The following is a 23,809-nucleotide window of genomic DNA, read 5'->3' on the forward strand; positions in this document are numbered from 1 at the left end:
TTGGTCAGGGCCTATCTGCCCAACACGCGGTCGGGCAGGATCCTCTCGTGCGGTGCGGCGCTCGACTCCCTGGGGACGGGCCTGTTCCTGAGCCTCCTCCCGGTCTTCCTCGTTCGTTCCCTGGGAGTGGAACCCCTCTACGTCGGTCTGATCATCGGGTTCGCCAACCTCCTCGCGCTGTTCGCCTCGGTCCCCACGGGATGGCTGTGCGACCTCCTGGGCGCGGGCCGTGTCTGGAAGGCACTCGTGGTCGTCCGGATGGTCGGCTACTCGGGGTTCCTGTTCGTGGACTCCTTCCTGGCCTACGCCCTGCTCACCTGCCTGCTCGTGCCCCTGGACCGGGGGAGCGGGACCGCTCAGCAGGCGTTCGTGGTGCACAGCGAACCACCGGGAGAACGCAGCCGATCGATGGCCGGGGTGCGCACCGCGCGCAACGTCGGGATGAGTGTCGGGTTGTTGCTCACCGGCGTGTTGCTGGGGCTGGGCACGGACTGGGCCTTCCAGCTCGGCTTCCTGTTGAACGCGCTCTCCTACGCGGCGCTGTGGGCCGCCGTTGCGGCGGTCGCCCGAACGGGCGCGGTCATGAAGAGTGCCGAGCAGGGGGAACGCCCCACGGCCGCCGACGGATCCTCGGAGCAGGAGGTCGATCAGGGGCCGTCCCCGTTCCGGAACCGCCGCTACCTCACCCTGGTCGCCGGGGACACCTTGGTGCTGCTCCACGACTCACTGCTCTTCACGCTCTTCCCGCTGTGGCTGGTCAGCCGAACCGAGGTCCCTGACGCCATGGTCGGCCCCCTCCTCGCGGTCAACACCGTGCTGACCGTGCTCCTCCAGGTGCCCCTCACCCGCTGGGCCAAGGACCACGACGGTGCTCGCAGGACGGTCATCGCCGCAGTGGGGCCGCTGCTCGCCTGCTGTCTGCTCTTCGCCGCGGCGGAGGCGAACGCGGGCCTTTGGGGCGCCACCACGCTCGCCGTGCTGGCCATCCTGTTCCTCACGGTGGGCGAGAACCTGCATTCGGTGGGTTCGTTCGAGCTCTCCCACAGGATGGCGCCGCCCGCACTCATCGGTCGGTATCTGGGAGTGTTCAACCTGGGCAACTCCGTGCAGTTGACCATCGGCCCGCCCCTCATGACGGCGGTGGTGCTGCGGGGCCCCGCCGGGTGGATCGTGCTCGCCGGAGCCTTCGCCCTCGGCACGCTGCTCATGGCCGCGGGCGCGCGTCGTTCCGGTGAAAGCGCCACCGCGCGAAAGGAGAAGATCTCGTGACGACTACCGAGCACGTGCTGGTGGTGGGCGGTGGGATGGAGATCCCGGGCCTGCTTCGAGAACACGTCCCGGGCCTGCGGACCTCGGTCATGTGCCAGATGTACGTCGTGCCCAGGCTTCGCGACGTCGACAAGCACGCCAGGGTCCTGGCCTTCCAGAGCGACAGTCCCGACAGCGAGTGGATCGGCGCGGCTCTCGGTATCCACCGTGACGACCCCTTCACCCGGATCGCGGCCTTCTCGGAGCGCGACCAGCTCCGAGCGGCACGCCTGGCGGAGGCGCTCGGGCTGGCATGGCACCCGGTCGAACTGGTCAGGGCCGTCTACGACAAGGAGCTCACGCGGCGCATCCTGGCCGACGCGGGAGTGGAGAAGGTCGTCGCGCGGCGATGCGCCAGCGGTGACGAGGCCGCCGACTGGGTGGGTGGGAACCCCGGGCGGTGGGTCCTCAAACCCGTGGACGGCACCGGCAGCGCCGGGGTCTCGGTGGTCTCCACCCCCGAGGAGGCCCGGCTGGCCTACGCCCGGTGCTCCGAAGCAGACCATTCAGGGGACACCGACCGTGCCCAGGTCCTGGTGGAGGAGTACCTCACCGGACCGCAGATCAGCGTCGAGTCGTTCTCCGAGGGCGGTGAACACTGTGTGGTGGCGGCGACCGGCAAGTTCTCCCACCCCGGCTCCCTGGTGGAGATCGGCCACGTCGTCCCCGCCCTCATCTCCGAGAGCCAGAGGGAGACCGTGGGGCGCTATCTGCCCGAGGTGCTCGACGCCCTGGGCGTGCGCGACGGCACCTGCCACACCGAACTGGTCCTGACGGATGCCGGGCCACGCCTCATCGAGACCCACCTGCGCCTGGGCGGGGACGACATCCCCGCCCTGGTCAAGGGGGCGACCGGGGTCGACCTCGTGGACGCCATCGTCCGCCAGACGGTGGGTGAACGGGTCCTTCCTGAGATCCGCGAGCGGCTCTCACAGCAGCCGGAGCAGGCTGAGGCGATCTGGTTCGGCTCCTCACCCTGCGAGGGCCGAGTCGTGCGGGTCGAGGGGGTGGAGGAGCTGAAGGCCCAGGACGGCTTCGATGTCGAGTCCTACGTGAGCGCGCAGGACGATGTCCGGCCCATGGAGGACTCCCACGCGAGGATCCTCCAGATCAGGGTGCAGGCACCCACGTCGGAGGAGGCCGTGCGCAAGGCCTACGAAGCGGTCGCCTCGTGTCGACTGGTGCTCTCGGTCCCGCTTGTGGGGGGCACCGCACCCGACGAAGCTGTGTGAACGAGGAGTGGTGAGGTCCGCCGTCCCGCAAGCCGTGGTGACGGCGGACCGGAGCCGCGTACGCGCGCGACACCGGGATGCCCGCCGGGGCCGCGAAGGCGCCGGGACGCCCGTGGGCTCCTACTGGTCTCCGCGCAGGTAACGAGTCACCATGTCCACCAGCTCGTTCTCGAACGTCTCGACCGGTTCGCCCTTCAGGTCGGCCATCCGCCTGTGCGTGTTCATCTCCACCGTGGTCACGATCAGCTCGGCGGCGGTGTCGAGGTCCCGCACGCCGACATCCGGGTGCCGGGCGAGGAGATCGCGTACCTGACTGACCCGCAACCTTTCGTGCCGGTCGATCGTGTCGAGCACTTCCCGTGAGAACGACGCCTCCTCGATCATGATCCGCAGCAGCTGCGGATCGTCGCGGTGGTTGTCGATCGCGTCGCGGACCAGTGCCCGGACGACCGTCTCCAGTCCGCCGGCGGACAGATCGAGCTGATCGGCCTGGGCCCACCTGCCACGTTCCATGTGCCGCACCAACAGCTCGGCGAGGATGGCGTCCTTGTTCGGGAAGTACTGGTAGAGCGAGCCGATGGAGACCCGGGCGCGTTCCGCGATGCGGTTGGTCGTGCCAGCGGCGTAGCCGTTCTCGGCGAAAACGTGAGCAGCGGCGGTGAGGATGCGCTCACGGGTGAGCTCGGCGCGCACCTGGACGGGCTTGCGACGTGGCTGGAGACGCCGATCGGCGGGTGGCATCCGAAGGTCCTCCCCGGGTGTGAAAAGCGAGTAGTCAAAGAGCTGAGCCATTGCTCATAATAGGGCCATGAACTGCGAAGACAAGATCCTCATCGGTGTCGGTGGCGCGCTGTGATCCCCCGGGTGTCCCTGCCCGAGTCGCGCACGATGATCACGCTGGAGGTGCGTCGCCGCGAGTTCCTCACACCGGGTTTCGCGAGCGTCACCCTCGGCGGACCGGCCGTGCGGGACCTGACCGTCGTCGGCAACGACCAGGCGGTTCGTCTGTTCTTCCCCCGCGAAGGGCAGACCGCGTTGCGGATGCCGACCATCTCGAACGAGGCCTGGATGGCCCAGTTGATGGTGATGCCGAAGTCGGTCCGCCCGTGCGTCCGCAACATGACGATTCGGCGTGTGCGGCCCGCGGACGACGAGATCGACATCGAGTTCGCCCTGCACGGTGACTCACCCATGTCGTCCTGGGTGCGCCGGGTCGAGCCGGGTGACCAGGCCGGGATCTTCGACATCGGCACCACGTACCGGCTACCGGAGCACGCGGAGGGACAGCTGCTGGTCGGCGACGAAACCGCGTTGCCCGCCATCCTGTCCATCCTCGACGGAACGCCTTCGTCGCTGCCCACGGAGGTCTACCTGGAGGTGGCGACCGCGGCCGAGATCCGGCCCGTCGAGGCCCCCACTGACGTCCGCGTCCACTGGCTCTGCCGGGACGCCGAGAACCCGCGGCCGGGCACCTTGGTGCTGGACGCGGTGCGTGGGGCGTCGCTGCCATCCGGTCGCTTCTACACGTGGGTCGCGGGAGAGTCCCAGATGGCCACGACCGTGCGTCGCCACCTGGTCAACGATCGTGGCGTGCCCAAACGGGACATCTCGTTCGTCGGCTACTGGCGTCAGGGTCGGTCCGCCCCCGGCTGAGGACTCCGTCCACCACCGGTTGGACGCTCTGAGCCGACCGACGACGGTGGAAGAGGTCGAGACACGGCCGACACGAAAACGGCCCCTGGTCTGCGAACCGAGTTCGCGACCAGGGGCCGTCTTTCGTACGGAGCGGATGACGGGAATCGAACCCGCGCTATCAGCTTGGGAAGCTGAAGTTCTGCCATTGAACTACATCCGCGTCGGATCGCCCGGAGGCTGACCAACGCTCGCCATCCTAGCCCAACTCTGGGCCCGGTGGGCAAGTCGGCGGGGTGTCGAGTGCGACCCTCGGCCCGTTCTCGCAGGCGGTAGGTTCGGAGCGTGCTGCTCTCCGATCGCGATATCAGGTCAGAAATCGACTCCGGGCGGGTCCGGATCGATCCCTTCGAACCCACTCTTGTCCAGCCGTCGAGTATCGACGTCCGCCTCGACCGGTTCTTCCGGGTCTTCGAGAACCACAAGTACCCCCACATCGACCCTTCGGTGGAGCAGCCGGATCTCACCCGGCTCGTGGAGACCGACGGGGAGGAGGCCTTCATCCTCCACCCCGGTGAGTTCGTGCTGGCGTCCACCTACGAGGTGGTCACCCTCCCGGACGACATCGCGAGCCGTTTGGAGGGCAAGAGCTCCCTCGGGCGGTTGGGTCTGCTGACCCACTCCACTGCGGGGTTCATCGACCCCGGGTTCTCCGGGCACGTCACCCTGGAGCTCTCGAACGTGGCCACCCTCCCGATCAAGCTCTACCCGGGGATGAAGATCGGCCAGCTGTGCATGTTCAGGCTGACCTCGCCTTCTGAGCGTCCGTACGGCTCGGCCGCCTACGGATCCCGCTACCAGGGGCAGCGCGGACCCACGCCGTCGAGGTCGCACCAGAACTTCGCGCGGACCCGGATCGTCGGGGGGTAGGGGTCCGCTCTGGGCACGGAGAGGCCCTTACGTTACGGTTATGTACTGACACGTTCTGTCGCATTTGGTGCTTGTCGCCGGATTGTGATCCAAGTCGCCTCCATCTGGCTAGTGGCATAGATCACATATAGGTGTTCTGTGGCGTCGGCAACCCGTGCCACAGGTCGACGGACGGCTTTTATGGCGGTTAAACATGTTATCTGGTAGTGACATGCCGCCTGAACTGTGCGTTCACATCTCGGTAAGGTGGCGCCCCGACGTGAACCAGGTAGTGGTTACGCCCGATTCGGGTGCGCACGAGGGGGCTCTGCGCGGACCGGCTACCTGAGGTAACCGCAGGCCGAGCGCAGGGTTATCACGCCCCGCTCGGCCTCGCGACAGGGACAGCCCCTTAGAGGAGACCGTGCCAGTAGTACGCGCAGACCACTTGTACAAGGTGTTCGGTAGGCAGTCGAAGGCGGCCGTCGAACGGCTCGCCGACGGGAGCCACCGGGACACCATCGCCGACCTCGACGTGACCGCTGCCGTCATCGACGTGTCCTTCGAGGTCCAACCCGGCGAGATCTTCGTCGTCATGGGCCTGTCCGGATCGGGTAAGTCCACCCTGATCCGGATGCTCAACGGACTTCTCGACTCCACGGCCGGATCGGTGGAGATCGACGGCGTGGACATCACCACGCTCAGCAGGAAGAACCTGCTCAAGCTCAGGGGCGAGAAGATCAGCATGGTCTTCCAGCACTTCGCCCTGCTTCCCCACCGGACGGTGCTGGAGAACGCCGCCTACGGGCTGGAGCTGCGCGGGTTCTCCCGCGCCGAGCGCTTCGCCAAGGCCAAGGAGACCCTCGCCCTCGTGGGGCTCGAGGGCTGGGAGGACAAGCTCCCCCAGCAGCTCTCCGGCGGCATGCAGCAGCGCGTGGGCCTGGCCCGCGCCCTGGCTGCCGACACCGACATCATCCTGATGGACGAGGCCTTCAGCGCGCTCGATCCGCTGATCCGCCGCGACATGCAGACGCAGCTCCTGGAGCTCCAGGAGACGCTGGGCAAGACGATCATCTTCATCACCCACGACCTCAACGAGGCCATGCGCCTCGGCGACCGGATCTGCGTGCTCCGCGACGGACGCGTGGCCCAGATCGGTGAGGCGTCGGAGATCCTCAACGCGCCCGCGAACGAGTACGTCGAGCGCTTCGTGGAGGACGTCGACCGCAGCCGTGTGCTGACGGCGGCCGAGGCGCTCGCGGACGTTCCCGTCGACGACGGCGCCCCGCAGGTCACCGCCGACACCCTCGTCGCGGACCTGTACACCAGCGTCGCCACCGAGAACGGCCTCCGGGTCGTCTCGGGTGACGGCGAGGTGCTCGGCATGGTCACCCGGGAGTCGGTGCTCGCCGCCTTGGTCCAGAGTGACACCGCGGAGGTGGCCAAGTGACCCCCGTCAACTTCCCCCCGTCGCTGCCCATCGGTGACGGCTTCGAGGCGTTCAACTCCTGGCTGAAGAGCCACTTCGGGTTGTTCTTCGACCTCACCGGCGACTTCATCCGCTGGGCGGTCTCCGTCCTGGCCGGGTTCTTCGTCGAGCCGGGGGCCGGACAGCTCGCCTTCATCGCGGCCGTGATCATCGCGGTCCCGCTGGTGCGATCGCGCCGGATCCCGCTGCTCGCCATCGTCGTGGTGGTCTCGCTCCTCTACATCGCCGAGGCGCAGTTCGCCCTGGTGACGGGCTTCATCAACAGTGTTCCGGGGCTCTTCGTCTGGGCCATGAACCTGTTCGACACGAACGTCGAGCCCACCTTCGTCGTCTCGCTGGTCTTCCTGATCGCGACGGCGGCCCTGGGCATGGTCGACAGCGCCAACCGCGTGCGCACGGGAATCGTCGCCGGTGGCTGGCTCGCGCTGGTGCTGCTGGGCTGGCTGGTCCTGCCCATGCTGGTCACCAACCCGATGTCCCTGCTGATGATCCTGCTGCTGAGCCTGCTCGCGCTCTCGGTGGCAGGCTGGCGCCTGGGCGTCTTCGCCCTGATCGCCCTGACCGTCGTGGCCTCCGTCGGCCAGTGGTCCAACGCCATGGACACCCTGGGCCTGGTCCTGGTGGCCAGCCTCATCGCGGTGGTCATCGCCATCCCGATCGGCATCCTGGCCGCCTACAACGAGTACGTCAGCAAGGTCGCCAAGCCGGTCCTGGACCTGATGCAGACGCTCCCGGCGTTCGTCTACCTGATCCCGGCGATCTTCTTCTTCTCCATCGGTGCGGTGCCCGGTGTGGTCGCGACCATCGTGTTCGCCATGCCGCCCGGTGTGCGTCTGACCGAACTCGGCATCCGGCAGATCGACAAGGAGCTCGTCGAGGCGGGTGAGGCCTTCGGTGCGCCCAAGCGCAAGATCCTCACCGGCATCCAGCTCCCGCTCGCCCTGCCGACGATCATGGCGGGCGTCAACCAGGTGATCATGCTGGGCCTGTCCATGGTCGTCATCGCGGGCATGGTCGGCGCGGGCGGCCTCGGCAGCCAGGTCTACCAGGGCATCACCCGCAACGACGGCGCGCTCGGTTTCGAGGCCGGTATCGCCGTGGTCATCCTGGCGATCTTCCTGGACCGCCTGACCGCCGCCGTCACCCGCAAGAGTCCCCAGGCCAGGGTCAGCAGTTCGTCCTGACAACGGTTTTTTCGCAGCAGTCCTGATGGAAGGAATCCAGATGTACAGCCGTAAGCGCATGATGGCCCTGGCCGCGGCCGGTATGAGCGGGGTGCTCCTGCTGACCGCCTGTGGCGGCAACGGGGAGGACCTCACCGGTGGCTCCGGCGAGGACCAGAACGGCGGTTCGGGCACGGGTGACGACCTCCAGGACGTCAACATCGCGCTGATCGCGTGGGAAGAGGCGATCGCGGTCACCCACATGTGGGAGGCCGTCCTGGACGAGAAGGGCTACAACGTCGAGGTCACCGACGTCGACGTGGCCCCGATGTACCAGGGCGCCGCCAACGGCGACGTGGACCTGTTCCTCGACACCTGGCTCCCCGCCACGCACCAGCAGTACTGGGACGACTACGGGGACCAGCTGGAGGACCTCGGCTCCTGGTACGACAACGCGATCCTGACGCTGACCGTCCCCGAGTACATGGAGGACGTCAACTCGATCCCCGACCTGCTCGACCACGCGGACGAGCTGGACAACCGCATCGTCGGCATCGACCCGGGCGCCGGTCTCACCGAGACCACCCAGAACTCCGCCATGCCGGGTTACGGTCTGGACGACGAGTTCGAGCTGGTGACCTCCTCCGGTGCGGCGATGCTCGCGGAGCTCGACTCGGCTATCGCCGACGAGGAGCCCATCGTCGTCACGCTGTGGCGTCCGCACCCGGCCTACGCCAAGCACGACCTGAAGGACCTCGAGGACCCCGAGGGCCTCATGGGCGACGCCGAGACGATCCACGCGGTCGGCCGTGACGGCTTCGCCAACGACTACCCGCAGCTCGCCTCCTGGCTCGAGGGCTGGGACATGAGCGACGACGAGCTCGCCAGCCTGGAGGCGCTGACCGTCGGTGACGACGTCGACGACCCCGACGCCGGTGCCCGCCAGTGGCTCGCCGACAACCCCGAGTTCCTGGAGCGCACCCTGGGCGACGACGCCGAGGGCCTGAACTTCTAGGACCCACAGTGTGGACCCCGTCACGGGGAGTGCCACACGTCCCGTTTCATGGGTTAGACATGCGATGACGGCCGCCTTCACGAGCGTGGGGGCGGCCTTCGTCTGCGCGAGGTTGTGAGGGAGCTTGACATGAAGAGGCGAGGTACGGGACTGGCCGCCGCTGGTCTGAGCGGTGTGCTCCTGCTGTCCGCCTGCTCGGGGGAGGCGGACTCCGGAGGCCCGGACGACGGTGACGACCTCCGGGAGGTCAACATCGCGTTGATCGCCTGGGAGGAGGCGATCGCGGTCACCCACATGTGGGAGGCGGTCCTGGAGGAGAAGGGCTACGACGTCACCGTGACCGAGGTCGACGTCGCTCCGGCCTTCCAGGGAGTGGCCGACGGCGAGCTCGACCTCTACCTCGACATGTGGCTTCCGGTCACCCACCACGAGTACATGGAGCAGCACCGGGACAGCATCGAGAGCCTGGGCTCCTGGTACGACAACGCCGTCCTCACGCTGACGGTCCCGGAGTACATGGAGGACGTGCGGGAGATCGACGACCTCCCCGCGCGCGCGGACGAGCTCGGCGGAACCATCGTCGGTATCGAACCGGGCGCCGGTCTGACCCAGGTCACCCGCGACCAGGCCATGCCCCTGTACGGGCTGGAGGAGGACTTCGAGCTGGAGACCTCGTCGGGCGGGGAGATGATGCGGCGGCTGGACGAGGCGATCCTGGAGGAGCGGCCGATCGTCGTCACGCTGTGGCGTCCGCACCCGGCCTACGCCCAGTACGAGCTGCGGGACCTGGAGGACCCGCAGGGCGGGATGGGCGGCACCGAGGGCCTGCACTCGATCGGGCGCGCCGGGTTCTCCGAGGACTACCCGGAGCTGGCCGAGTGGATGCGCAACTGGACCATGGACGACGAGGAGCTGGCGTCCCTGGAGGCGCTCACGGTCGGTCCCGGTGTCACCGACCCGGCGGCCGGGGCGCGTGAGTGGCTCGCCCAGAACCCGCTGTTCCTGGAGCGCACGCTGATGGACGCCGCCGAGGGTCTGGAGTTCTGACCCGCAGGACGCGGACCACCCGGATGACCCGGACGGTTCGGACGTGACGACGGGGCCGCCTCCCGGAGGGGAGACGGCCCCGTCGTGTGTTCGGTGGCAGTGGGTTCAGGGGGCGTAGTAGCCGCCCTGGGCGCCACCGATGCTCCCCTGGTTGGTCTGGCCCGGCTTGTCGCGCCGGGGCAGCGCGTAGGCGGACAGGAGCCCGCCGAGGAATCCGAACAGGTGCGCCTGCCAGGAGACGCCGGGGTGCTGGGGCAGGACCCCCCAGATCATCGTTCCGTAGAAGATGACCACGCAGATCATGATGACGATGTCGACGGTCCTGCGTTCGATGATGCCGCGTAGCACCGTGTAGCCGAAGTAGCCGAAGACCAGCCCGCTGGCACCCACCGTCACGACGTGTGAGGGGGTGAACAGCCACACGCCGACGCCGCTGACGACGGCGATGATCAGTGTGGTGAGCAGGAACCGGCCCAGGCCGCTGAAGGCGACGAGGGCTCCGAGCACCAGGAACGGCAGTGAGTTACCGATCAGGTGGGCGAAGTTGCCGTGCATGAAGGGCGCGGTCAGCACGGTCCAGGGCGCGTCGGGGTTGCGGGCCTGGATACCGAACTGCCGGTCGAGGTGTCCCCCGAGCGGGGTGTCGATGATCTCGAAGACCCACATGGCCGCGAGCATGCCCGCGACGGTCAGGATGGCGGTGATTCTGGACTGCTTCACCCCATCGAGACTAGATGAAGCAGGCTTGCGTCGGTATGTTCCTGGGGCGCGTGTGGGCGAAATGATCTGTTGTGTTCACAGATGACTGCTCTGTCGCGGCCGTTCGGAGTCGTGCGGTGGCGCGCCCGAGGGCCTCAGGAGGTCAGGGACCGCTTGCGCGGCGGGATGCCCGCGACCGCCATGAACGCCTCCACCCTGGCCGGGTTGGTCATCCCGGTCAGCGGCAGGTAGGTGCGTGAGGCCCGGCGGCTCTTCAGCGAGGGGAAGCGCTTGGGGCGCCCGGTGTGGTCGCACAGGCCCAGGGAGCGGATGCGGCCGGGAAGCACGTAGTAGGAGCCGATGTCGACGAACGGCACCCGGACGACGTAGGCGCCGCGCTCGTAGCGGAACTCGTCCTCGGAGACCTCCAGCACCGGCGCCTTGATCCGGTGCCCGTCGAACGCCGAGGCGGCGCCGAGGAGCGCGAGGATGACGCCGAGCACGATGTTGGCCCAGTGCCCGGGGTCGACGGCCACGACCACGACGCCCAGGGTCAGCAGAGCGTAACCACCCCACAGCTCCACGTACTTGCGGCCTACGGGGCAGACCAGGCGGACCGGTTCGGACACGGCGGATGCCTCTCTCGCTGGGCGGGGCGCTGAGGATGACGGAAGCCGTCACTGGGAACCCTATCCGCTTCGCGGATACGGCCATCTCGGTTTCGGTCAGTTCGAGCGTGGGGTTCAGGACAGGCGCAAGGAAGTTTCGTCCCCTGTGTCGCTTTCCATCAAGTGATGATCGGGTTGTCCCATGAATTTTCATCGGATTCCAGGAGGGGTGCGGAGGGGGAGAAAGATGCCGCCCAGTGTGCGAATTAGGCCGTATGCGAAGTTATGTGCTGTTTGTCCTGTTCTCTCTCAGTAGTTGCGTGCTCCGAGGCGGTAGTTAAACGTCGTTTACGTTTGTGCTTTTGCAGTGGAAGGCCTTCGTTGATCCCCAATACTTTTCCGGTGTGTCCGAATCCCGCCGTCCTGGGGCCCGGTCGCCAGTGTCCGCTTGACCTGGCATGATGTAAGGATGTCCTGGTTGTTACCGGTGTATTGGGAGTTCGTGACTCGATCGGGTGCGTGTGAGCGCGGACCGGTTGCGGATGGGTCACGAAATCGGCATTGGGGCTATACAGACATTTCCCTTAATGGTCTTCTAATCGACTAATCGCCTAGTTTTGGTGGGTTGTGCCCTGGGGGCACCAACCCGTGGCCTGTTCGCATGAGTGATCAAGGGTGTGACTATGTTCAAGCGCCGAAAGACGTTGGCACTCGCCGCCGCGGCGACGTCAGCGGTCATGGTGGCCAGCGGCTGTGGAGGAGGGGGTGACGGTGGTGGCGACGGCGGCCCCAAGGAGGTCACCTGGGTCATCAACAGCCTCCCCGGCGCCTGGCAGGCCACGAGCCTCGCCGGTGGCAGCGTCTACGTCATCCAGATGCTCTCCGGCGTGCTCCCCTACACCGGCCAGTGGCTGCCGGACGCGACGTACGAGTACGACATGGACGTCCTCGCGGAGGAGCCCGAGCTCGTCAACGACGACCCCGACGAGGGTCCGTTCGAGTGGTCCATCACCCTCGCCGAGGACGCCGTCTGGAGCGACGGCGAGCCGATGACCGGTGAGGACCTGCGGGTCTCCTGGATGCTCGGCACCAGCCCCGACGAGGGCTACTGCACCGGCTGCGACCCCCGGTCCTCCGCCAGCAACGACAAGGTCGAGTCCGTCGAGGTCGACGGCAAGACGGCCACCTTCCAGCTGAAGGAGGGGCTGGCCGACCCGGAGTGGATGGGGCTGTTCGACGCCCACGGCCAGTCCGGCGGCTTCCTGCCCGCGCACATCGCCGCGGAGAACGACTGGGACGTCGACGACCCGGACGACCTGGGCGAGTACTACGCCTGGCTGCACTCCGAGCGTCCCGAGTGGTCCGGCGGCCCGTACATGATCACCTCCGGCGACCTGGAGAACGAGGTCGTCAAGGAGCCGAACCCCAACTGGTTCGGTGAGGCGCCCGCGCTCGACAAGATCACCATGCCGTACAACACCGACGAGGGCACCTTCGTGAACGCCTTCGTCAACAACGAGATCGACGGTGGCAACCCCGCCGACTACAGCGAGGACGTCATCCTCCAGCTGGAGGACGTCGCCAACGCCGAGGTGACCGTCGCCGAGGGCGCCACCTGGGAGCACATCGACCTCAACCTGAAGAACGAGACGCTCCAGGACGTCGAGCTGCGCCGCGCCATCTTCACCGCGATCGACCGCGACGACATCGCCAACCGCAACTTCGGCGCCGGCTACCCGGACTACGAGCTGAAGAACAACCACACCTTCGGCGCGGACAGCCCGTACTTCGTCGACCACTACGAGAACGAGCCCCTGGGTACCGGTGACCTCGACGAGGCCCGCAGCATCCTGGAGGAGGCCGGCTACGAGGGCTTCGAGTCCGGTGAGGACCTCACCCTGGACGGTGAGGAGATCGGCCCGTTCCGCCTGCGCAGCACCGACTCGACCGTCCGTAACACCTCGGTCCAGCTCATCCAGGCCCAGCTCTCCGAGATCGGCATCACGACCAACATCGAGATGACCGACGACCTCGGCGGCATGCTCGCGGCGGCCGAGTACGACATCGCCCAGTTCGGCTGGTCCGGCTCCCCGTACTTCGTCACGACCCCGCAGCAGCAGTGGCACTCCGAGAGCGGCAGCAACTTCGGCGGCTACGCCAACGACGAGGTCGACGAGCTGACCGCGCAGGTGGACAACGCCCCCGACCTGGACACCGCCGCGGAGCTGTCCAACGAGGCCATGGCGATCCACGTTCCCGAGGCCTACGTCATGCCGATCATGGCGGAGCCGAACTACTTCTTCGCCAACTCCGACCGCCTCGTGAACGTTCACGACAACCTTCAGTCCAGCTACCGAGCCACCTACAACATCGGTGAGTGGGACGTCGCCAGCTAGTCCGGCGCACCACCCAGGTCCGGCCCCGGGACACCCTCCCGGGGCCGGACCGGTCCTCGTCCACCCCTGAAGGATCACTCCCATGCTCGTTTACACGATGCGGCGCATCCTGGGCGCGCTACCCGTCCTGGTCCTCGCATCCATCCTCACCTTCGTGATGATCGACGTCACCGGTGACCCGCTCGCTGACGTCCGGATGGCCCAGCCACCGCCCACAGAGGAAGTCCTGCAACAGGCGGAGGAGCGGCTCTACCTCGACCGCTCCATGCCCGAGCGGTACTGGCTGTGGGTGACCGGAATCGGCGGAAACGGCGACATCGGGCTGCTCCAGGGGGAGTTCGGCCCCTCCACCCAGGGCCCCCAGTACGACATCGGCTCGGCCATCGCCGAACGCCTGTGGACCACGCTGCGCCTGGTGGGCGCGGCCATGGTCTTCGCGCTCGGCCTGGCGATCATCACCGGTGTGGTCAGCGCCCTGCGCCAGTACTCCAAACTCGACTACACCCTCACCTTCGTCGGCTTCCTCGCCCTGGCGCTGCCAACCTTCTGGTTCGCGGGCATCATGCAGGCGGCGGGGGTCAAGTTCAACCAGCTGGTGGGCGACCAGGTCTTCGCCACGATCGGCGACGGGCGTTTCAGGGCGGAGGGCGCGCCGTTGTGGGACCAGTTCCTCAACGCCTTCGCGCACATGGCCCTGCCCACGATCGTGCTCATGCTGATCAGCTTCGCGTCGTGGAGCCGCTACCAGCGCACCTCGATGCTGGAGGTGATGAACAGCGACTACGTGCGGCTGGCCCGGGCCAAGGGCCTGCGCAACCACACGGTCATCAGGCGTCACGCACTGCGCACCGCGCTGATCCCCCTGACCACCGTGGTGGCCATCGGCGTCGCGGGCGTCATCGACGGGGCCATCCTCACCGAGGTGGTCTTCCAGTGGCGCGGTCTGGGCGACTTCTTCATCACCGCGGTGGACAACAACGACTCCTTCGCGCTGATGGGGTGGCTGCTGCTCAGCGGCACCATCGTCATCCTGGCCAACCTTGTCGCCGACCTGCTGTACGCCGTGCTGGACCCGAGGATTCGCTATGAGTGAGAACGGCATGTCGAAGAGCGCGCGCCGTGACCCGGCGAAGAAGCGGAAGAAGAGCAGCGCCGACCAGACCCAGCTCCAGACCATCCTGATCCGGTTCACCCGACACCGGCCAGCGATGATCAGCCTGGTGCTCCTGGGGCTCATCGCCCTGTTCGCGTTCGTCGGACCCTTCTTCTGGACCTGGGACCACACGGTCTACCGCGAGATCCCCAGCAACCAGCCGCCGTCCGGCATCCACCCCCTGGGCACCTCGGCCGCCGGACACGACGTCCTCGGCCAGCTCATGCGCGGCGCCCAGCAGACGCTGAAGGTCGCCTTCACCGTCTCGCTGCTGTCGACGGCGGTCGGCTCCGTGTGGGGTGCCACCGCCGGCTACTACGGCGGCCGGGTGGACGCGTTCATGATGCGCGTCGTGGACATCTTCCTGATCGTCCCGCTGCTCGTGGCCGCCGCGGCCATCGCGGGCAACAGCGGTGCCGGGACCTCGTGGTCCGCGATCGCGCTGATCATCTCGATCTTCTCGTGGGCCACCATCGCGCGCGTGGTGCGCGGCGTGGTCCTGTCCCTGCGGGAACAGGAGTTCGTGGAGGCGGCCCGGGCCTCGGGCGCCTCGGCGCCGTGGATCATCCTCCGGCACCTGCTGCCCAACGCGGCCGGGCCGATCATCGTCGCCGCCACCCTGTTGGTGGCGGTGGCCATCCTCGCCGAGGCCGGCATGTCCTTCCTCGGGCTGGGCATCCAGCTGCCGGACATCTCGCTCGGCCAGATGATCGGCAGCGCGCGCACGGCGGTGTCCACGCGGCCGTGGCTGTTCTATCCGCCCGGTGTGCTGCTGGTGCTGATCTGTCTGACGATCAACTTCATCGGTGACGGCCTCCGGGACGCCCTCGACCCACGACAGACCAGGGTGCGGCGATGACGACTGAGTACGAGAACAAGGAACACACCGCCGTGGCGGACACCGACGACGTGGTGCTGGAGGTCAGCGACCTCAGCGTCACCTTCCCCTCCGACGACGGCCCGCTGCCCGCGGTCCGGCAGGTCTCCTACAAGGTGCGCCGGGGCGAGGCCCTGGGCATCGTGGGGGAGTCCGGATCGGGCAAGTCCGTGACCTCCATGGCGATCATGGGCCTGCTGCCCAGGAACGCGCGCGTGGAGGGCTCGGCCCGGTTGCTGGGCCAGGAGATCATCGGGCTCAACGACAAGCAGATCAGCGAGGTCCGGGGGCAGAGGATCGCGATGATCTTCCAGGACCCGCTGACCTCGCTCAACCCCGTGTACACGATCGGCTACCAGATCGCAGAGGCGGTGCTCGCCCACCGGAAGGTGAGCAAGAAGGTCGCCATGGCGCGGGCACTGGAGCTGCTGGAGATCGTGGGCATCCCGTCCCCCGAGCAGCGGCTCAGGCAGTACCCGCACGAGCTGTCCGGCGGTATGCGCCAGCGAGTGGTGATCGCGATCGCGATGGCCAACGACCCTGACGTGATCATCGCGGACGAGCCCACCACGGCGCTCGACGTGACCGTCCAGGCGCAGGTGCTGGACGCCCTCCAGAGGGCCCGTGAGGAGACCGGGGCCGCCCTGGTGCTCATCACCCACGACCTCGGCGTGGTGGCCGGTCAGGTCGACCGGGTGGGCGTGATGTACGCGGGCCGGATCGTGGAGATGGGGTCGGTGGAGGATGTCTTCTACCGACCGCGCATGCCCTACGCGCTGGGGCTGCTCGGGTCGCTGCCGCGACTGGACGGCGACCGCGGCGACCGGCTCACCCCCATCCTCGGGGCCCCGCCCTCGCTGCGGGACCTGCCCGGGGGCTGCGGGTTCGCGCCGCGCTGCCCCATGGCCAGGGAACGCTGCCACGAGGAGGAGCCCCGGCTGCTGCTCATCGAGGACGGCCCGCAGGAGGGCGGCGAGCCCGCGCACACCGCCGCCTGCCACTTCAGCGAGGAACTCGCGGACGCGGAGGCGAGCGACCTCTTCCGGCCCACCTCCGTGGACACCGAGGGCCTGGGGTCCGTCGCCGAGATGGAGGCTGCGGAGTCGCAGGTGGCCGAGGCCCGCGAGGAGTACCTGGGGGAGCTCGGCGCGGAGGCCGGTCGTGAGGTGGCCGCCAAGGCGGAGCCCGAGGTCCTGCTCACCGCCACCGACCTGGTGAAACACTTCCCGATCCGCTCCAAGGGGCTGATGCGGCGCAAGGTCGGTGCGGTGCAGGCGGTCTCCGGGATCTCGCTGGACCTGCGTGAGAGGGAGACCCTCGCGCTCGTGGGTGAGTCCGGCTGCGGCAAGTCCACCACGGCGCGCCTGCTGCTGAACCTGATCAAGCTGACCTCGGGCGAGGTCACCTACATGGGTCAGCCGCTCCAGGACCTCTCCGACCGCAGGATGCGGCCGCTGCGCAAGGACCTCCAGCTGGTGTTCCAGGACCCCTTCGCGTCCCTGGACCCGCGCATGACGGTCTCGGACATCATCGCCGAGCCCATGCGCATCCACGGGAGCGGGCACCGTGACGCCCGGAAGCGGGTGTCCGAGCTCCTCGAACTGGTGGGGCTCAACCCCGAGCACGGCTCTCGCTACCCGCACGAGTTCTCCGGGGGCCAGCGCCAGCGCATCGGCGTGGCCCGGGCCCTGTCGCTCAACCCCAGGGTGCTGGTGCTGGACGAACCGGTCTCGGCGCTGGACGTGTCCATCCAGGCGGGCGTGATCAACCTGCTGGAGGACCTCCAGGACGAGCTGGGGCTGTCCTACCTGTTCGTCTCGCACGACCTCTCGGTGGTCAAGCACATCGCCGACCGCGTGGCCGTGATGTACCTCGGCAAGATGGTGGAGACGGCCACGACGGACCAGTTGTTCAGCGCGCCCGCGCACCCGTACACGCAGGCGCTGATCTCGGCGATCCCGCTGCCGGACCCCGTCAAGGAGCGGACCCGGGAGCGGATCACCGTCACGGGTGACATCCCGAGCCCGGCCAACCCGCCCTCGGGCTGCCGGTTCCGGACCCGCTGCCCGAAGTTCGCCAACGAGCTCTCGGACGCCGAGCGCGCCAGGTGCGTGGAGGAGCCGCCGGAGCTGAAGGACCGGGGCACCGGCCACCGGGACGCCTGCCACTACTCGAAGGCGATCGAACTCATCTAGGTGCCGCACACGGGGCGGGTCGGGGACTCCCGGCCCGCCCCGTACGCGTCTGGGCCCATTTGAGACGCCCCTTTTGCCATCGAACCGCCGGTGGCGTCCTGGCGTGGACGGAAACCGTCGGTTACGTTCTCCTGGCATGCTCCCGATCGGTACTTCCGGAGGAGACACATGACCCCCGCAACCCCCCGCCGTTGGCTGGTCGCACTGGCCGTGGCCCCGCTGGTGGCCCTCACCCCCGTCGCGCCGTCGTGGGCCGACACCGGCGAGCAGGCCGAACGCGCCGACGACCTGCGCACCGACCTCGACGCGATCCTCGCGGATCCCGCGCTGGAGGGCGCGACCTCCGGTGTGGTGGTGACCGAGGCCGACTCCGGCCAGACGCTCTACTCGCGGGACGCGGACACCCAGCTGCTGCCCGCCTCGAACATGAAGATCTTCACGGCCGCCGCCGCGCTGGAGGCGCTGGGAGGCGAGCACACCTTCGCCACCGAGGCCGTGGTGGAACGCCGGCCCGGGCGCGGCGACGTGCCGGAGCTGTACCTGGTCGGCGGCGGTGACCCGACCCTGAACGCCGAGGACCTCGACTCCCTCGCCTCGGACGTGGCCGCCTCCGGGGTGACCTCGGTGGGCGACGTGTTCGCCGACGACTCGTGGTTCGACGACCAGCGCCTCGTGGACGACTGGTGGCCCGAGGACGAGGCGTACGCCTACTCGGCGCAGATCTCCGCGCTCACGGTGGCCCACGGCGAGCGCTACGACACCGGCGTGACCGAGGTGACCGTCACCGCCGCCTCCGCGGGCGATCCCGTCGACGTGGACCTGGGCGCCGCAGAGGGCTACGTCGAACTCGACAACCAGGCCGTCACCGTCCCCGCCGGGCAGGGCACCGGAATCACGGTCGACCGTCCGGTGGGCACCAACACCGTCAGTGTCACCGGGTCGCTTTCGGTGAACGCCGGACCGGTGGTGGCCGTGCGCACCGTGGACGAGCCCGCCGGGTTGGCCGGGCACCTGTTCGCACGGGCCCTGGAGGAGAACGGGGTCGCCGTGAAGGGCGAGGTCGCCCAGGGCGAGGTGCCCGCCGAGTGGCACCGGCCCAGGGTGGTGGGGGAGCACACCTCCATGCCGCTGAACGAGGTCCTGGTCCCGCTCATGAAGTTCAGTAACAACGGGCACTCCGAGATGCTGACCAAGACCCTCGGGCGCGAGCTCCAGGGTGAGGGTTCGTGGGAGGCGGGGCTGGCCGCCCAGGAGACCGCGCTTCAGGAGGCGGGCGTGGACACCTCGGACCTGGTCCTCACCGACGGCTCCGGGCTGTCCCGGGGCAACCGCGTCACCGCGAACACCGTCGTCGACCTGCTCGACAGCGCCAAGGACGCCGACTGGTACGAGGAGTGGCACCACTCGCTGCCGGTGGCGGGCGACAGCGACCCGTTCGTCGGTGGCACGCTGGCCAACCGGATGCGCGGCACCGCTGCCGAGGGGGCGGCGCAGGCCAAGACCGGCACGATGACCGGGGTGAGCGCCCTGTCGGGCTACGTGCAGGGCCCGGACGGCGCCGAGCTGTACTTCAGCATCGTCAACAACGAACACACGGGCGGTGCGCCCACCGGCGTGCAGGACGCCGTGGTGGTCAGGCTGGCCGAGTACGTGGGTAACCAGGCAGGGTCGGGCACGGTCGCCCTGCGCGGCGGAGTCACGGACGGCGGAGCGGTGGAGTGCTCGTGGGAGCTGACCTGCTGATCCTCTGATCCGCAGAGCTGAGCGGAGGGGCCCAGGGGAGAGGAAGCCCGTGGGCCCCTCCCGTGTTCGGAGTGCGTTGCGCCGGTGTGGATGTCATTCACGACGCTGTAGCCGAACGGCTGTACCTGTAGTTCCATCGAACCGATCTCCGACCTCAGTTGTTTGAGATTCTCGAGATGGCTGAAATACCCGGGCCTCCCGCATGAGTCTCAACTAGCCTGAGGATGCCTTCGCATAACAGCCGGGAGTTCAGTTGCACGACTCTGATTGACGCAAAGGTCCGGGTGTTGCTGCACGTCTCAGCACCATGAGTACGGTAGTCGGATCGAATGGATCCTAGCTTCAACTGAACCTAGATGGGGAACTCCCCGATCCAGTCCCGTTCCAGGATGTGCTTCGGCAAGTATCCGGACTCCACGTCGAAACGGAAGTTGGGGTCGACCAGGGCGGTGTCATATCCCCAGCAGGCAAGAGCAAACAGGCCGAGTGGGACGCCTCCGTCAGTATTCTCAGCCCGTTCGGGGGTCGCGGTGTGGAATGACCGGAAGAGCTCCAGGCCCAAGGCCAACGATTTATTGAAATTTTCGCTGTTCCGTCGGACCAGATGCATGAAGGTGTCCATCGGCGGGAAAACCAGCTTGTTCAGAGTCTCGCCATCGCCAAAGCCATCGGGACGGGCCGGATCTGACAGCTCCATTGCCTCAGAGAGGTGATCGAAGAGGCCGGGGCGATTCAAGACGAAGGCCTGAAGGGCTGAGATCCAGGGATAAATGTGGGGACTGTACGTCGTACCTCTGCTCTCGCCCGCCGATCGCAACACATCCACTGGGATCTCGCACAGGGATTCGTACCGGGTCTTGTCGCGGCACGTCACCGCTAGGAAGAAGGCCGTCAACCAGTTTCCGGCGCTGGTGAAGTAGTCGGCTTCTACCGTCGTCAGAACGCGCTCTTCGCCGTTGATGATGCGAGTGATCTGTCTCCCAGATTCACCACTCGAAACCGCCAGCGCAGCCTCGCTCATCTGCATCCAGTCGACCCAGGCCTCCCAGGTCTCCAGTCGGTCCGCGTCCGTGTCCATTGCAATGCAGACCTTGGTCTGAAATTTGACACCATTCAGAGGGCCGCCCGCATCAAAAGGTGAATCGATCAGCCACTGAACGTAGAACTTCCGCTCTTCGGGAATCTCATCGATGAAGTTCGCGTAGTTTGGATTGCTGATGTCATGGCGCTCCACCATGTACGTCAATTTCCAGCCCTCCGATTCGGAATGTCGTAGAGGCCAAGGCTATAGCCAGAGTGCTTTTCTTCAGCAGAGGGTGCTTCGCCCAGGGCTTTCTGCTTCTGTTCGGGTGTGATGTTCTTTACCTCTGCATAGTACAACTTACCCTGGGCTCGCGCCTTCTCAATCATTCGCGCGATTTGCAGCTCGTTTGGATTTCCGACCGGTTTCTTCAAGCCCCGATCCTTCATGTCTTGCTGGGTGGCCTCTAGGTATTCAACGGATCCCTGAGATACCTTCCTTAGTTCATCGCCGTCTGGAATCGTCCTTCCTCCAAGCTCTGTGGTTTGGCTGCTCTTTGCCTCCACAATCAGGATACCACCGTCCTCCAGAGGCCAGATCTGATCAAACTGATAGTTCCCTGACCCTGGGGCGCCCTGGATATCAAACGGGCGCACATTTCCGTCGCCATAGTAGTCCTCGACTTTTGGCAGCTCAATAGGTTGGCCATTCTTGTCTGTGAGCGAGTGCTCCCCGTCAAACAAATCCCGGACAGCCGCCTCGGCCCCCCTTTCTCCGTAGCTCTCACTCTTCTTGGTCATGTCATTGTGTAGTGGAGCGTGTTTTTCCTCGCTCTCCAGTACCTCTGGATGCTTCCCGGAATAGTCCCGGTGCTTTTCCCTGGCGCTTGTGAGTTCTTTCTCGGCCTTCAGGTCCGCCTCAATCGCATCCTTGCGACTCTGGGCATAGCCATCCATCTTGGCACTGTTTCTGCTTCCTTCGGCGGAGAAGTACTCCCTGTCTCCCATGAGTCGATATTTCGGCGGATCCGCGTCCGGAAGTGTGTCCAAGGCAATCCAGGGAGATTCATCCGAGACGCGCCCAAGCTGTGGGATTTTAAATCCCAGGATGGTTCGTTGGATTCGGAACCGACTGCCGTTTTTGTTGTAGAATTCAGAGAAGAACTCCGGCCTCCCCTGTCTGATCCTCTCGTTCAGGAAATCTGTGAACTTCTTGGCGAATTCCTTGTGCGGCATGTCTGGAGTCAGGCCGATCGCCTTGGCGATATCCCTAGAAACCTCTCCGCGCGTCTTCCCCTCGAATTTTCGTGAATCTTGGTTTGCATCGTCGTCTCTGGCGAAGCGGTTGAATTCGGATTCCTCAGGCGACGTTCTACTCGGTTTCCCAGCAGAGGTATCTCGGTCGCCTGCTCGATCCGAAGGTCCCGCTGAATCTCCTCTGTCGGGGCCAAGATCGTCACTACCGTTTCGGTTGAAGGTCGGCTCGAAGTCTCTTCTAAAAGACCCCTGGTCTGTGTTGTCATGGCGGGAGATGGAACCGTCCCCTTCGGAACGGTTGGTGTTGGTGGAGCCGCTGTCGCTGTTCCGGTCGGGGGTAGTGAGGTTGCCTTGGGAGTTTCGCGCGTGGGGTCCGTGGTCGCGTACCTGAGGGCTGTTGCTGTTGTTCGAACCGATGTCGTTTGTGGACCGGTGTCCGGAGCGGTCGCCGTCGATGTTGGTCAGGTTCAGGTTCTGCTCACTGGAACGGTCGTGGTTGCTACCGGACCGCTCCAAGTGGCTGTCGTTTCCTCTGGCAGCCGCGCCCACGAGCTCTCTGCCCCGGCTTTCAGGCAGCGCGTCGGATCTCCACTCGTCACTGACTCTGTTCAGCCGGTCCGAAACGGAGGCGGCGTCGGGGTGGTTGTCGAACCCGCTGTCTGAGCCTCGGCTGGGAGTTTCGGTGTCGGAGTCCCGTCGACTGACACCGAACTCCTGCTCGATGGCCTGACCCCGGGCTGTGAGGTCGGCCCGGTCTTCGGGAGAGATGACCCTCTCGAAGACGTCCTCGCCCAGCTGCGCCTGCCGGGTCGTCGGTTCTTGGTTTGAGTTGTGGGCGGGTTTGCGGGGTTTGTTGGTCTCGGTCTCGGGAGAGGTACCGGGCTGGCCGGGGCGGCCACCGCCCCCTGAGGTGGAATCGCTGGTGGCGGTGTTCAGCCGGTCCAGGGACGCGGTGACCTGGGCGACCTGGGACGGAGAGAAACCTCTGGTGTCGATGTTGACGACGGGGGCCCCGTTACCGCCGTAGGTGGGCACCTCGGGCAGGTTCGGTAGATCCACCCCACCACCGCCGCGGTTGGAGCCGCCCATGCCGTCCAGGATCGCCATGCCGCGCCAGGCCATCAGCGGCACACCCACCACCGCGCCCACACCCGTGGCGGTCAGCACCGCGCCGCCCACGGTCGCGCCGATGTTGAGCAGAGCGGTCCCGATCACGTACCCGGGCCGCTCGCCCCATTCCTCCCAGGGCACCACCGAGTGCGCCAGGTCCTTCCACGCACCCTTGACACTGTCCGCGCTGGCACGCCCGAACTCGCCGGTCTCGGTGTCATACAACCCCACCAAAGACGCGGCCGAGGTCAGGTTGTCCCAGTGGTACTCCTTGAGCGAGTCCCCCCACGACTGCTGGAACCACCCCTGGGAGGAGTGGGCCCCGACCATCGCACCCACACCCTCGACCGCGCCCACACCGAAGTCCCATGTGGCGGCGCCGGCGTCGATCCACCACCCGTGGTCGGTGCTGGCTCCGGTGATGCCCCATTCGGTGGCCAGTTCGGTCAGGTCCTGCTCGAAGCCGTGGTAGAACACGTTCGGATCGAGCGCGGCGTCGCCGCCCGGGTGCTGCTCGAAGGTGGTGCGGTGGGGGATCTCCTCGTTGATGGCGTTGGCGCAGGCATTCTCGATCCCGGTGTAGTCCTCGATGATCGTGGTGCCTTCTTCGATCAGCTCCTGGTTCTCGGCTACCAGGGGGCTGTCGCCGCCGAGGACGCGTCCCCATCCGTCGGCTTTGCGCCAGTCCTCGCCTTCGGCGGCGATGCGGGCCCGTAGGTCGTAGGCCTTGGTGCGCAGGGTGGACCAGCGTTCCTTGATGCCCTCCACCTCGCTGGCGAAGGTCTCCAGCGCGGTGGCGGCGTCGGCCAGGCCACCGGAGACCTCTTCACCGTCGGGGGCGATGGGGTCCAGGACCGCGTGCAGGGTTTCGGCTTCGGGCGCGGAATAGCAGGTGGTCAGTCCGGACCAGGCCGAGGTGATGCTGTTGCCGGTCTGGCTGATGGACTCGCCGATGG

The 23,809-nt window shown here is 66.9% G+C and carries 17 protein-coding genes, 1 tRNA gene and 1 pseudogene; 13 read left to right on the forward strand and 6 right to left on the reverse strand.

The features are described from left to right. Both KBX21_RS14495 and KBX21_RS14500 read left to right on the forward strand, forming a co-directional pair. On the forward strand, positions 1-1,269 hold the full coding sequence (locus KBX21_RS14495) for an MFS transporter (RefSeq protein WP_210842218.1): 1,269 nt from the start codon (positions 1-3) through the stop codon (positions 1,267-1,269). Next, positions 1,266-2,540 carry an ATP-grasp domain-containing protein gene (locus tag KBX21_RS14500; RefSeq protein WP_210842219.1) on the forward strand — a complete coding sequence of 425 codons (1,275 nt, stop codon included), beginning with the start codon at positions 1,266-1,268 and terminating at the stop codon, positions 2,538-2,540. Before KBX21_RS14495 ends, KBX21_RS14500 begins: the two co-directional genes overlap by 4 nt. A 120-nt stretch (positions 2,541-2,660) precedes the next feature. Here the strand turns inward: KBX21_RS14500 and KBX21_RS14505 are convergent, their stop codons facing one another. Next, the gene (locus KBX21_RS14505; RefSeq protein ID WP_049570508.1) at positions 2,661-3,281 is read right to left on the reverse strand and encodes a TetR/AcrR family transcriptional regulator; all 621 of its coding nucleotides are present in this window, start codon (positions 3,279-3,281) and stop codon (positions 2,661-2,663) included. 123 nt (positions 3,282-3,404) lie between these two features. Between KBX21_RS14505 and KBX21_RS14510 the strand changes: the two genes are divergently transcribed. Beyond that, the gene (locus KBX21_RS14510) at positions 3,405-4,193 is read left to right on the forward strand and encodes a siderophore-interacting protein (RefSeq protein WP_307869218.1); all 789 of its coding nucleotides are present in this window, start codon (positions 3,405-3,407) and stop codon (positions 4,191-4,193) included. A gap of 131 nt (positions 4,194-4,324) precedes the next feature. On the opposite strand, the gene KBX21_RS14515 is transcribed toward KBX21_RS14510, so the two are convergent. After that, positions 4,325-4,395: transfer RNA gene (locus tag KBX21_RS14515), tRNA-Gly, on the reverse strand. Positions 4,396-4,517: 122 nt separating this feature from the next. Between KBX21_RS14515 and dcd the strand changes: the two genes are divergently transcribed. From dcd to KBX21_RS14540, 5 genes are all read left to right on the forward strand, one after another. Further along, positions 4,518-5,102 carry a dCTP deaminase gene (gene dcd / locus KBX21_RS14520; protein ID WP_049570526.1) on the forward strand — a complete coding sequence of 195 codons (585 nt, stop codon included), beginning with the start codon at positions 4,518-4,520 and terminating at the stop codon, positions 5,100-5,102. Between the two features lie 403 nt (positions 5,103-5,505). Further along, a complete protein-coding gene (locus KBX21_RS14525) occupies positions 5,506-6,531 on the forward strand; it encodes a glycine betaine/L-proline ABC transporter ATP-binding protein (protein WP_199776530.1) in 1,026 nt (341 codons plus the stop codon). Continuing rightward, complete coding sequence (locus KBX21_RS14530; protein WP_049570535.1) at positions 6,528-7,754, forward strand: proline/glycine betaine ABC transporter permease; 1,227 nt, start codon at positions 6,528-6,530, stop codon at positions 7,752-7,754. The genes KBX21_RS14525 and KBX21_RS14530 overlap by 4 nt, the downstream gene beginning before the upstream one ends. A gap of 40 nt (positions 7,755-7,794) precedes the next feature. Continuing rightward, on the forward strand, positions 7,795-8,748 hold the full coding sequence (locus tag KBX21_RS14535; RefSeq protein ID WP_049570538.1) for a glycine betaine ABC transporter substrate-binding protein: 954 nt from the start codon (positions 7,795-7,797) through the stop codon (positions 8,746-8,748). 129 nt (positions 8,749-8,877) lie between these two features. After that, positions 8,878-9,795, forward strand: coding sequence for a glycine betaine ABC transporter substrate-binding protein (locus KBX21_RS14540; RefSeq protein WP_049570540.1), 918 nt, complete (start codon positions 8,878-8,880; stop codon positions 9,793-9,795). Positions 9,796-9,900: 105 nt separating this feature from the next. Here the strand turns inward: KBX21_RS14540 and KBX21_RS14545 are convergent, their stop codons facing one another. Continuing rightward, entirely contained in the window at positions 9,901-10,515 is a 615-nt protein-coding gene (locus tag KBX21_RS14545) for a rhomboid family intramembrane serine protease (protein ID WP_049570543.1), read from the reverse strand. Positions 10,516-10,649: 134 nt separating this feature from the next. Further along, positions 10,650-11,123, reverse strand: a complete 474-nt coding sequence (locus KBX21_RS14550; protein ID WP_049570546.1) for a hypothetical protein — start codon at positions 11,121-11,123, stop codon at positions 10,650-10,652. A gap of 662 nt (positions 11,124-11,785) precedes the next feature. Here KBX21_RS14550 and KBX21_RS14555 point away from each other — a divergent pair. From KBX21_RS14555 to dacB, 5 genes are all read left to right on the forward strand, one after another. Then, complete coding sequence (locus KBX21_RS14555; RefSeq protein WP_210842221.1) at positions 11,786-13,498, forward strand: ABC transporter family substrate-binding protein; 1,713 nt, start codon at positions 11,786-11,788, stop codon at positions 13,496-13,498. An 82-nt stretch (positions 13,499-13,580) separates the two neighbouring features. Continuing rightward, positions 13,581-14,591 carry an ABC transporter permease gene (locus tag KBX21_RS14560; RefSeq protein ID WP_049570551.1) on the forward strand — a complete coding sequence of 337 codons (1,011 nt, stop codon included), beginning with the start codon at positions 13,581-13,583 and terminating at the stop codon, positions 14,589-14,591. Further along, positions 14,584-15,510, forward strand: a complete 927-nt coding sequence (locus KBX21_RS14565; protein ID WP_049570554.1) for an ABC transporter permease — start codon at positions 14,584-14,586, stop codon at positions 15,508-15,510. The genes KBX21_RS14560 and KBX21_RS14565 overlap by 8 nt, the downstream gene beginning before the upstream one ends. Further along, positions 15,507-17,723, forward strand: a complete 2,217-nt coding sequence (locus tag KBX21_RS14570) for an ABC transporter ATP-binding protein (protein WP_210842222.1) — start codon at positions 15,507-15,509, stop codon at positions 17,721-17,723. The genes KBX21_RS14565 and KBX21_RS14570 overlap by 4 nt, the downstream gene beginning before the upstream one ends. Before the next feature lie 168 nt (positions 17,724-17,891). Beyond that, entirely contained in the window at positions 17,892-19,466 is a 1,575-nt protein-coding gene (gene dacB, locus KBX21_RS14575) for a D-alanyl-D-alanine carboxypeptidase/D-alanyl-D-alanine-endopeptidase (RefSeq protein ID WP_210842223.1), read from the forward strand. A gap of 352 nt (positions 19,467-19,818) precedes the next feature. Here dacB and KBX21_RS14580 read toward each other — a convergent pair whose 3' ends face one another. Both KBX21_RS14580 and KBX21_RS14585 read right to left on the reverse strand, forming a co-directional pair. Further along, a complete protein-coding gene (locus KBX21_RS14580) occupies positions 19,819-20,703 on the reverse strand; it encodes an immunity 49 family protein (protein ID WP_210842224.1) in 885 nt (294 codons plus the stop codon). 5 nt (positions 20,704-20,708) lie between these two features. Continuing rightward, positions 20,709-23,809 (reverse strand): annotated as a pseudogene (locus tag KBX21_RS14585) (hypothetical protein); the annotation flags it as partial.

The sequence above is a fragment of the Nocardiopsis sp. B62 genome, from assembly GCF_018070675.1.
In the GTDB taxonomy this organism is placed as follows: Bacteria; Actinomycetota; Actinomycetes; order Streptosporangiales; family Streptosporangiaceae; genus Nocardiopsis; species Nocardiopsis prasina.